The 10,719-nt window shown below is 41.8% G+C and carries 8 protein-coding genes, 1 tRNA gene and 2 rRNA genes (1 of these 11 cut by a window edge); 8 read left to right on the forward strand and 3 right to left on the reverse strand.

Annotation, left to right across the window (positions count from 1 at the left end; genetic code table 11):
* Positions 1-30 precede the first annotated feature (30 nt).
* Positions 31-1,431 carry a bifunctional Cof-type HAD-IIB family hydrolase/peptidylprolyl isomerase gene (locus EL097_RS05720; RefSeq protein WP_003044706.1) on the forward strand — a complete coding sequence of 467 codons (1,401 nt, stop codon included), beginning with the start codon at positions 31-33 and terminating at the stop codon, positions 1,429-1,431.
* Positions 1,431-1,790, forward strand: coding sequence for a S1 RNA-binding domain-containing protein (locus EL097_RS05725; RefSeq protein WP_003044703.1), 360 nt, complete (start codon positions 1,431-1,433; stop codon positions 1,788-1,790). Before EL097_RS05720 ends, EL097_RS05725 begins: the two co-directional genes overlap by 1 nt.
* Before the next feature lie 166 nt (positions 1,791-1,956).
* Here the strand turns inward: EL097_RS05725 and cysK are convergent, their stop codons facing one another.
* Positions 1,957-2,892, reverse strand: coding sequence for a cysteine synthase A (cysK, locus tag EL097_RS05730; protein ID WP_003044700.1), 936 nt, complete (start codon positions 2,890-2,892; stop codon positions 1,957-1,959).
* 117 nt (positions 2,893-3,009) lie between these two features.
* The gene (locus EL097_RS05735) at positions 3,010-3,642 is read right to left on the reverse strand and encodes a YigZ family protein (protein WP_003044697.1); all 633 of its coding nucleotides are present in this window, start codon (positions 3,640-3,642) and stop codon (positions 3,010-3,012) included.
* Between the two features lie 55 nt (positions 3,643-3,697).
* Between EL097_RS05735 and EL097_RS05740 the strand changes: the two genes are divergently transcribed.
* The 3 genes from EL097_RS05740 to hpf all read left to right on the forward strand — a co-directional run bounded on the left by EL097_RS05740 (position 3,698) and on the right by hpf (position 6,288).
* On the forward strand, positions 3,698-5,023 hold the full coding sequence (locus EL097_RS05740; protein WP_003044694.1) for a DEAD/DEAH box helicase: 1,326 nt from the start codon (positions 3,698-3,700) through the stop codon (positions 5,021-5,023).
* A gap of 214 nt (positions 5,024-5,237) precedes the next feature.
* Entirely contained in the window at positions 5,238-5,660 is a 423-nt protein-coding gene (locus tag EL097_RS10890; RefSeq protein ID WP_003044691.1) for a ComF family protein, read from the forward strand.
* 79 nt (positions 5,661-5,739) lie between these two features.
* Positions 5,740-6,288 carry a ribosome hibernation-promoting factor, HPF/YfiA family gene (hpf, locus tag EL097_RS05750; RefSeq protein ID WP_003044623.1) on the forward strand — a complete coding sequence of 183 codons (549 nt, stop codon included), beginning with the start codon at positions 5,740-5,742 and terminating at the stop codon, positions 6,286-6,288.
* 51 nt (positions 6,289-6,339) lie between these two features.
* On the opposite strand, the gene EL097_RS05755 is transcribed toward hpf, so the two are convergent.
* Complete coding sequence (locus EL097_RS05755) at positions 6,340-7,293, reverse strand: IS30 family transposase (protein WP_003044620.1); 954 nt, start codon at positions 7,291-7,293, stop codon at positions 6,340-6,342.
* A 418-nt stretch (positions 7,294-7,711) separates the two neighbouring features.
* Between EL097_RS05755 and EL097_RS05760 the strand changes: the two genes are divergently transcribed.
* From EL097_RS05760 to EL097_RS05770, 3 genes are all read left to right on the forward strand, one after another.
* Positions 7,712-9,260: ribosomal RNA gene (locus tag EL097_RS05760) — 16S ribosomal RNA — on the forward strand.
* 53 nt (positions 9,261-9,313) lie between these two features.
* Positions 9,314-9,386: transfer RNA gene (locus EL097_RS05765), tRNA-Ala, on the forward strand.
* A 161-nt stretch (positions 9,387-9,547) separates the two neighbouring features.
* Positions 9,548-10,719, forward strand: a 23S ribosomal RNA gene (locus EL097_RS05770); it runs 1,731 nt beyond the window's last position.
* Together the 16S and 23S rRNA genes with 1 tRNA gene alongside form the textbook arrangement of a ribosomal RNA operon.

Below are 10,719 nucleotides of genomic sequence, written 5' to 3' on the forward strand. Positions count from 1 at the left end.
AATATAGGGTATAGCAAATTGGAGGAAAGTATGGACGCAAAACTAAAATACAAAGCTAAAAAAATCAAGATGGTTTTCTTTGATATTGATGATACCTTGAGGGTAAAGGATACAGGCTATATGCCTGCATCAATTCCAAAAGTATTTCAAGCTCTAAAGGAAAAAGGTATCTTGGTTGGTATTGCTTCAGGTCGTGCTCGATACGGTGTTCCACAAGAAGTACAAAACTTACATGCTGACTACTGTGTCAAATTAAATGGAGCCTATGTCAAAGATGATGCGAAAAATATTATTTTCCAAGCCCCGATTCCAGCAGATGTTGTTGTGGCCTATAAAAAATGGGCGGATGACATGGGCATTTATTATGGCATGGCTGGTCGTCATGAGGCCGTTTTATCCACACGAAATGACATGATTAGCAAGGCTATTGATAATGTCTATGCTCAACTAGAGGTCTGTCCGGATTATAATGAGCATCATGATGTTTACCAGATGTGGACTTTCGAGGACAAGGGAGATAGTTTACACTTACCGGCTGAATTAGCAGAGCACCTTCGTTTGGTCAGATGGCATGATAACTCGTCAGATGTTGTCTTAAAAGGAACCTCAAAAGCTTTAGGAGTTTCGAAAGTAGTTGAGCATTTAGGATTAAAGCCTGAAAATATTTTGGTTTTTGGGGATGAACTAAATGACTTAGAGTTGTTTGATTATGCTGGCATCAGTATTGCGATGGGAATATCACATCCGCTCTTGCAAGAAAAAGCGGATTATATCACGAAAACAGTTGAAGAAGATGGCATTTTATATGCCTTGGAGGAATTAGGATTGATTGACAAAGAATTACAGTTTCCACAATTGGATCTAGAAAACCATACTGGACCAAAAGTAACCATTAAAACAAACCATGGAGATATGACTTTGGTCTTGTTCCCAGAGCATGCCCCTAAGACGGTTGCTAACTTCTTAGGATTAGCCAAAGAGGGATACTATGATGGCATCATTTTCCACCGCATTATTCCAGAATTTATGATTCAAGGTGGTGACCCAACTGGCACTGGTATGGGGGGACAGTCTATTTATGGCGACAGTTTTGAAGATGAATTTTCAGATGAACTGTATAACCTTAGAGGGGCCCTTTCAATGGCAAATGCGGGCCCAAATACAAATGGTAGCCAATTCTTCATCGTTCAAAACAGCAAAATTCCTTATGCTAAAAAAGAATTAGAACGTGGTGGCTGGCCTGCTCCAATTGCAGCTACTTACGCTGACAATGGTGGGACTCCACACCTTGACCGCCGTCATACTGTTTTTGGTCAATTAGCTGATGAGGCTTCTTTCCAAGTTTTAGATCGGATTGCCAGCGTCGAAACAGGCGCTCAAGACAAGCCTAAAGATGATGTTATTATTGAAACAATCGAGGTGTTTGATTAATGAAAATTGGCGACAAACTGCATGGGACCATTACAGGAATTAAACCATATGGTGCCTTTGTTGCCCTTGACAATGGGACAACGGGTCTCATTCACATTTCAGAAATAAAAACAGGCTTTATTGATAATATTAACCAGCTCTTAGCAGTAGATGACAAGGTTTTGGTTCAAGTGATTGATCTTGATGAATTTAGCCAAAAAGCGAGTTTATCACTAAGAACCTTGGAAGAAGACAAACATCATTTGCCACACCGGCACCGTTTTTCTAACAGTCAACATAAGATTGGCTTTAAGCCACTTGAAGAACAACTGCCGCAGTGGATTAAGGAAAGTTTACAGCATTTAAAGAAAGAACACTAAATAAGAGACTGGGACAACCAGCCTCTTATTTTTTATTGTTAAAGCAGAAGTAAGATACATTTAAATTCTGACTGAAACCATTTTAAAAAGTCTCACGGGGATGATTCCCAGTAAGACTCAATGCTCTCTTGATTTTGCTAGGAGATATGAAATTCAGTAAGGGAATTTAGGAGATAGAAGTCGTATCGTAAAGTCCAGTGGACAAGTAGCGTTCGCCATTATCAGGTAAAACTGTTAAAACCTGCTTTCCTTTCCCCAACTGTTTAGCTACTTCAATAGCAGCAAAGATAGCAGCGCCAGAAGAAATACCGACTAAGAATCCTTCTTTGGCTCCAGTTAGACGAGCAGTGGCTAGGGCATCTTCAGACTTAACTCGAATAATTTGGTCATAGGCCTTGGTGTCTAATGTATTTGGAATAAAACCTGCTGAGATTCCTTGAATTTTGTGTGGGCCGGGTTCTTGCCCAGATAGGACGGCAGATTCTTGGGCTTCAACAGCATAAATAGTGGTCGCAGGATTGATGGCTTTCAAGGCATGTGAGACTCCAGAAATGGTTCCGCCAGTACCAACACCAGCAACAAAGGCATCAATGGTGACATCACCAAAGGCTGCTAAAATTTCCTGACCAGTTGTTTTTTCATGAATAGCAGGGTTAGCAGGATTATCGAATTGCATTGGCATCCAAGCCCCTAGTTCTGCGGTTAGGGATTCAGCCTTAGCGATGGCTCCTTTCATACCTTCTGTTCCTGGTGTCAACACAAGTTCTGCCCCATAAGCTTGGATAATCTGACGTCTTTCCACGCTCATGGTTTCAGGCATGACAATAATAACATGATATCCTTTAGCTGCCCCAACCCAAGCAAGCCCAATACCTGTATTTCCGCTTGTTGGTTCAATAATGGTATCTCCAGGATGAATGATCCCTTCTGCTTCAGCTGCTTCGATCATCGCTAAAGCAATACGGTCTTTAACAGAAGACCCAGGGTTAAAAGCTTCTAACTTAACGTAGACATCAGCTGCTTCTTCAGGAACTAAATGGTTAAGTTTAATAATCGGGGTTTGCCCAACTAACTCGGTTACGTTATGATAAATTGTTGTCATAGGATATCCTCATTTCTTTATTTTAACTAAATAATGTCTAGTTCAAGTATAAAAGGACTATAAGTCAAAGTAAAATACAGATTTACTATCACTGTGATAATAAAGCTATATCACTACTTAAACCAAAGGGACTTCAATGATTTTGGCAGCGATGGTGGTAATAGCAACCTTACCATGGTAATAATCTGTTAAAGCTGCAAGAATAGCCTCTTTTTGATCAGGATCACAATAAATAGCAGTTTTGATAGTATCTGAAAAAAGAGTCTCAGTCTCTGTTAGAGCCATTTGTTCTAAAAATTGTGGATAAATCTGATACTGAGGATACGAAAGTGTTATCTCGAAACCATCTTGTTTTTTCACTTCAACAACCCCAAGTTCCTTAAGGGTAGCAGCTGTCACTCCAGAATAAGCCCGAATCAGGCCACCCGTTCCCAACTTGATCCCACCAAAATAACGGGTAACAACCACGACCAAGTTGGTTAAGCCCTGCTTTTCTAAAACAGAAAGTATTGGGATACCAGCTGTTCCAGAGGGCTCTCCATCATCACTAGAACGTTTGATTTGGCTATCATTGCCAATAATCATAGCAGAGCAAGAATGATTGGCTTTGTAATGTTCTTTTTTGATAGCAGCAATAAAGGCCTTACCTTCTTCTTCAGTCGTAATTCGTTTTACCTGACAAATAAAGCGTGACTTTTTGATGTTTTCTTCAAAAAGACCATCGGTTTTGATTGTTTTATAGTTTTCCATAAGAAAATTTTACAAGAAAAGGCAAAAATTAGCAAAGAAAGTCGAATAATAAAGTATGGAAGGTATTGAAAATTATTACGGTCGTTTATTTTTAGAAAATCAATTGCCAGAAGAAGGAAAGCATCTTGCAAAACCTTTAGAAAGTATAGTAATTACAAAAGGTAAAGTTACTTGCCAACGATGCCGTTATCACATTAGTGAGGAAGAAAGATTGCCTAGTGGCGCTTATTATTGCCGCTTCTGTCTTGTCTTTGGCCGCAATCAATCTGATAAATCGCTTTACTATATGTCCCCTAAGCCATTCCCTAAAGGAAGCTGTCTTAAATGGAAAGGACAATTAACACCTCATCAAAAAAAGATTTCCCAACAGTTGGTAAGAAATGTACAGACCAAAAAGCCTACCTTGGTTCATGCTGTAACAGGAGCTGGTAAAACAGAAATGATTTATGCAGCTATTGCAAGAGTTATTGAAGCAGGTGGCTGGGTATGTTTAGCTAGCCCGCGAGTAGATGTTTGTATCGAAGTGGCCAAACGGTTATCTCAAGCCTTTTCGTGTCAAGTCTGTTTAATGCATGCTGGATCCTCTCCTTACCAGAGAAGTCCTATTATTGTAGCAACAACACATCAGTTACTCACTTTTTACAAGGCTTTTGACCTTTTGATTATTGATGAAGTTGATGCTTTTCCATTTGTGACAAACGTTCAACTGAATCACGCTGCAAATCAAGCCTCTAAAACAGATGCTGCTAGGATTTTATTAACAGCAACATCAACGACAACCTTAGAAAAACAAGTCAAAAGAGGAGAAGTAGAAAAGCTAACATTAGCTAGGCGCTTTCATAATCATCCCTTAGTTATTCCACAGTTTATCAGAAGTTTTGCTATCTTGAACAATATACACTGCCATAAGATTCCTGAAATAGTCATCAAATACCTTCGAGAGCAGCGGCAGACAGGTTATCCCCTGTTAATATTTCTTCCTGTTATTACAACAGCAGAAATAGTCACCAATTTGTTAAAAAAAGCTTTTCCAAAAGAAAAGATAGCTTGTGTTTCAAGTCAAGCAGAAGAGAGGGAGAAAGATATTACTGCCTTTCGCCAGGGTGAAAAAACTATTTTAGTCACGACAACAATCTTGGAAAGGGGGGTTACCTTTCCTGGTGTTGATGTCTTTGTACTAGCAGCCCACCATCGAGTTTTCACCCCACAAAGTCTTGTTCAAATCTCGGGACGCGTGGGAAGATCTCTGGAGAGACCGACAGGGAACTTATACTTTTTTCATGATGGCATCAGTAGAGCAATGTTGAAGGCTCGAAAAGAAATCAAAGAAATGAATCAGAAAGGTTACCCAGATGACATGCCTACTGTGCCAACAACCTAGTCAGCCATCATTAACAATCACAGATATTCTATTTCTAAAGCGCAAATCATCCTATATTTGTCATCAGTGCCAACAAGGATTTCAAAAAATAGGTGACGCAGTTTGTTCAACTTGTTGTTCACCTACTCATCATGTAACCTGTCAAGATTGTTTGGAGTGGCAAAAAAGAGGCTGCAACGTTAATCACAAGAGTTTATATCATTATAATGCAGCAATGAAAGCCTATTTCAGACAATATAAATTCCAAGGAGACTATTTATTAAGGAATGTCTTTGCTCAGGAATTAGCAGAAATCATTTATCAGAACTATCAAGGATATGTCCCTGTCCCAGTACCTATAAGCGACAAACGTTACCAAGAACGGAATTTTAATCAGGTGAGCGCTATACTTGAAGCTGGTAAAGTTCGTTACCATCAAATTTTTGAAAAACATGATGATAGCCGTCAATCTTCAAAGACGAAAAAGGAGCGCTTGTTGACTAAAAATTCTTATCATTTACTTGAAGGAGTCGAAATTCCCCCTAAAATCCTCATTGTTGATGATATTTATACCACTGGTAGTACCATTATGGCTTTGAAAAAGCAGTTACTACAATTTGGAAATAGTGACATCAAAAGTTTGTCGATTGCACGTTAAAACTTGCAAATTTTCATGAAAGCGGTATAATAGTATTAAAGATAAAGTAAGCGCTTCAAGCGCGAGAAAGAGGTATCCTATGATTAAATTCAGTATTCGTGGAGAAAATATCGAAGTGACAGAAGCTATTCGCGATTATGTGGAATCAAAGCTTACTAAAATCGAAAAGTATTTTGTTGAAGAACAAGAAATAGATGCACGTATTAATTTGAAAGTATATCGTGAAAAATCTTCAAAAGTTGAAGTGACAATTCCACTAGGATCAGTAACCCTTCGCGCAGAAGACGTGTCACAAGATATGTATGGCTCAATTGATTTAGTCGTTGATAAGATTGAACGTCAAATTAGAAAAAATAAAACTAAAATTGCAAAAAAACACCGTGAAAAAATTCCAACCGGTCAGGTCTTCACAACAGAATTTGAAGCTGAACAAGTGGATGAAACACCAGAGGTAAAAGTTGTACGTACTAAAAACGTGACGTTGAAACCAATGGATGTTGAAGAAGCTCGTTTACAAATGGAATTATTAGGACATGATTTCTTTATCTATACTGATGCTGAAGATGGCGAAACAAACATTCTTTATCGTCGTGAAGATGGTAATTTAGGATTAATTGAAGCTAAATAATAACTGTCAAAAGAGAGGGTAAGACTACTTACGCCAAATTTCAAGTGTAAGTTAGCCAGTCTGTAAAAACTCTTTAGGAGATTTGTAATCAAGTAGTTTCTTTGAGTAGTTATTAATCCCATTTTCAATAAATGCGACTTGTTGTTGAGTCGCATTTTTACTTCCCTTTGGTAACCAACGCCGAATGAGTCTGTTATGATTTTCATTTATTCCCCTTTCCCAAGAGGAATAGGGGTGGGCATAGTAAATGTTTTCAGGGTCAAAAATCTCTGATAAGCGACTGAATTCAGCTCCGTTATCAGCTGTGATTGAGCGAATCGGATAATCTTTTAGAATCCCTTCCAAAGCCTTGTTTACCGAATTAGCCGACTTATCTGGAATGAGTCGGATGATTTGGTAGCGGCTTTTTCTGTCTGTCAGCGTCAGTAGACACTCGTTTTTTGCCCGAGTTTGAATAACCGTATCAATTTCAAAATCACCGCTATTCTCACGCTTATTAATGCTCGTTGGTCGTTCCTCAATAGACTTTCCAGCCGGCTTAAAATTGGGGCTAGCTTGCTTTTTTGAAGCTACATTCTTTCGAGGATACAGCATGCCAGCCTTGGTCAATCCTAGTTGTCCATGATGAATCCAGTAGTAAATGGTGGAGATGGGAACGGGTATCCCTTTTGCCTTAACCATCATCTCAGGAGAGTATTTTTGTTTGATGTAGTGAGTCATCTTTTCTTTGAGTTCCTTCGTTAGAGTCATCTGTTTAACGGAGCGTTTACGGTTATTGTTATAAACATCTTGGGCAAAGTCAGCAGAGTAAACTTGTTCATATTTCCCCTGACGTACTTGTTGTCTAACTTGCCCGCGTTTGACTTCGTTGTGAATGGTTTGAGGAGCTTTAGCTAATCTTCTAGCGATTTCACGATTTGACTGTCCTTCTAGAAGCCAATGGTCAATCATTCGACGCTCAGTTAGTGTCAACTGTTTACTTTTTGGTGTATAATAGTCTTGCATCTCAGAGTCTTTCTAATTGTTGTTGTGGTGATGACAATTATATCTCTCTGAGATGTTTTTTGATACCCTTAGGTGGCTAACTTCATTTTAGAACTTAAAGAACTTTCCTAAGACTACTTACCTTCTCTTTTTTTAAAAAATTAGCAAATATAGTTGACAAAGACTATTTACCTATCGTATACTAATAAAGCTGTCAGCGATGAATCTGCAAGGGAGTCAGTTGAAAAAACTTTAAAAAAAGGGTTGACAAACGGTCAGGAAGTTGATAGAATAAAATAGTTGTCTCGAAAGAGATGCAAGACCTTTGAGAACTGAATAAGACGAACCAAACGTGAGGGTGATATGGAGACATATTACCCGTCAAAGAAACGAGAAATAAATCTGTCAGCGACAGAAAGACGAGACAGAACAAACAGAAATTAAAGAGAGTTTGATCCTGGCTCAGGACGAACGCTGGCGGCGTGCCTAATACATGCAAGTAGAACGCTGAGGACAGGTGCTTGCACTAGTCTAAGGAGTTGCGAACGGGTGAGTAACGCGTAGGTAACCTACCTGATAGCGGGGGATAACTATTGGAAACGATAGCTAATACCGCATAAAAGTGCTTAACACATGTTAAGAACTTAAAAGGGGCAACTGCTCCACTATGAGATGGACCTGCGTTGTATTAGCTAGTTGGTGAGGTAAAGGCTCACCAAGGCGACGATACATAGCCGACCTGAGAGGGTGATCGGCCACACTGGGACTGAGACACGGCCCAGACTCCTACGGGAGGCAGCAGTAGGGAATCTTCGGCAATGGGGGGAACCCTGACCGAGCAACGCCGCGTGAGTGAAGAAGGTTTTCGGATCGTAAAGCTCTGTTGTTAGAGAAGAACGGTAATGGGAGTGGAAAACCCATTATGTGACGGTAACTAACCAGAAAGGGACGGCTAACTACGTGCCAGCAGCCGCGGTAATACGTAGGTCCCGAGCGTTGTCCGGATTTATTGGGCGTAAAGCGAGCGCAGGCGGTTCTTTAAGTCTGAAGTTAAAGGCATTGGCTCAACCAATGTATGCTTTGGAAACTGGAGAACTTGAGTGCAGAAGGGGAGAGTGGAATTCCATGTGTAGCGGTGAAATGCGTAGATATATGGAGGAACACCGGTGGCGAAAGCGGCTCTCTGGTCTGTAACTGACGCTGAGGCTCGAAAGCGTGGGGAGCAAACAGGATTAGATACCCTGGTAGTCCACGCCGTAAACGATGAGTGCTAGGTGTTAGGCCCTTTCCGGGGCTTAGTGCCGGAGCTAACGCATTAAGCACTCCGCCTGGGGAGTACGACCGCAAGGTTGAAACTCAAAGGAATTGACGGGGGCCCGCACAAGCGGTGGAGCATGTGGTTTAATTCGAAGCAACGCGAAGAACCTTACCAGGTCTTGACATCCCGATGCCCGCTCTAGAGATAGAGTTTTACTTCGGTACATCGGTGACAGGTGGTGCATGGTTGTCGTCAGCTCGTGTCGTGAGATGTTGGGTTAAGTCCCGCAACGAGCGCAACCCCTATTGTTAGTTGCCATCATTAAGTTGGGCACTCTAGCGAGACTGCCGGTAATAAACCGGAGGAAGGTGGGGATGACGTCAAATCATCATGCCCCTTATGACCTGGGCTACACACGTGCTACAATGGTTGGTACAACGAGTCGCAAGCCGGTGACGGCAAGCTAATCTCTGAAAGCCAATCTCAGTTCGGATTGTAGGCTGCAACTCGCCTACATGAAGTCGGAATCGCTAGTAATCGCGGATCAGCACGCCGCGGTGAATACGTTCCCGGGCCTTGTACACACCGCCCGTCACACCACGAGAGTTTGTAACACCCGAAGTCGGTGAGGTAACCTATTAGGAGCCAGCCGCCTAAGGTGGGATAGATGATTGGGGTGAAGTCGTAACAAGGTAGCCGTATCGGAAGGTGCGGCTGGATCACCTCCTTTCTAAGGAAAAGGAACACGTTAGGGACGTCTTATTTAGTTTTGAGAGGTCTTGTGGGGCCTTAGCTCAGCTGGGAGAGCGCCTGCTTTGCACGCAGGAGGTCAGCGGTTCGATCCCGCTAGGCTCCATTAGGATAGAGATATCCTAAAAACTGTCCATTGAAAATTGAATATCTATATCAAATTCCACGATCAAGAAATTGATTGTAAGAATAGTAACAAGAAATAAACCGAAAACGCTGTAAGTATTAAAGAGTTTTTTCTAGTTAAGATATACTAGTAAAAGATAAGGTTAAGTTAATAAGGGCGCACGGTGGATGCCTTGGCACTAGAAGCCGAAGAAGGACGTGACAAACGACGAAATGCTTTGGGGAGCTGTAAGTAAGCGCTGATCCAGAGATGTCCGAATGGGGGAACCCACTAACTAATGGTTAGTATCCATAACTGTTAAGGTTATGAGAAGGAAGACGCAGTGAACTGAAACATCTAAGTAGCTGCAGGAAGAGAAAGCAAAAGCGATTGCCTGAGTAGCGGCGAGCGAAACGGCAGGAGGGCAAACCGAGAAGTTTACTTTTCGGGGTTGTAGGACTGCGACGTGGGACTTTAAAAGGATAGAAGAATTACCTGGGAAGGTAAGCCAAAGAGAGTAAAAGCCTCGTATTTAAAATTTTTTTGAGCCCTAGCAGAATCCTGAGTACGGCGAGACACGCGAAATCTCGTCGGAATCTGGGAGGACCATCTCCCAACCCTAAATACTCTCTAGTGACCGATAGTGAACCAGTACCGTGAGGGAAAGGTGAAAAGCACCCCGGGAGGGGAGTGAAATAGAACCTGAAACCGTGTGCCTACAACAAGTTCGAGCCCGTTAATGGGTGAGAGCGTGCCTTTTGTAGAATGAACCGGCGAGTTACGATATGATGCGAGGTTAAGTTGAAGAGACGGAGCCGCAGGGAAACCGAGTCTTAATAGGGCGACTTAGTATCATGTTGTAGACCCGAAACCATGTGACCTACCCATGAGCAGGTTGAAGGTGCGGTAAGACGCACTGGAGGACCGAACCAGGGCACGTTGAAAAGTGCTTGGATGACTTGTGGGTAGCGGAGAAATTCCAAACGAACTTGGAGATAGCTGGTTCTCTCCGAAATAGCTTTAGGGCTAGCGTCGATGTTAAGTCTCTTGGAGGTAGAGCACTGTTTGGGTGAGGGGTCCATCTCGGATTACCAATCTCAGATAAACTCCGAATGCCAAGGAGATATAATCGGCAGTCAGACTGCGAGTGCTAAGATCCGTAGTCGAAAGGGAAACAGCCCAGACCACCAGCTAAGGTCCCCAAATATATGTTAAGTGGAAAAGGATGTGGGGTTGCACAGACAACTAGGATGTTAGCTTAGAAGCAGCTATTCATTCAAAGAGTGCGTAATAGCTCACTAGTCGAGTGACCCTGCGCCGAAAATGTACCGGG

This window comes from Streptococcus canis, assembly GCF_900636575.1.
GTDB lineage: Bacteria > Bacillota > Bacilli > Lactobacillales > Streptococcaceae > Streptococcus > Streptococcus canis.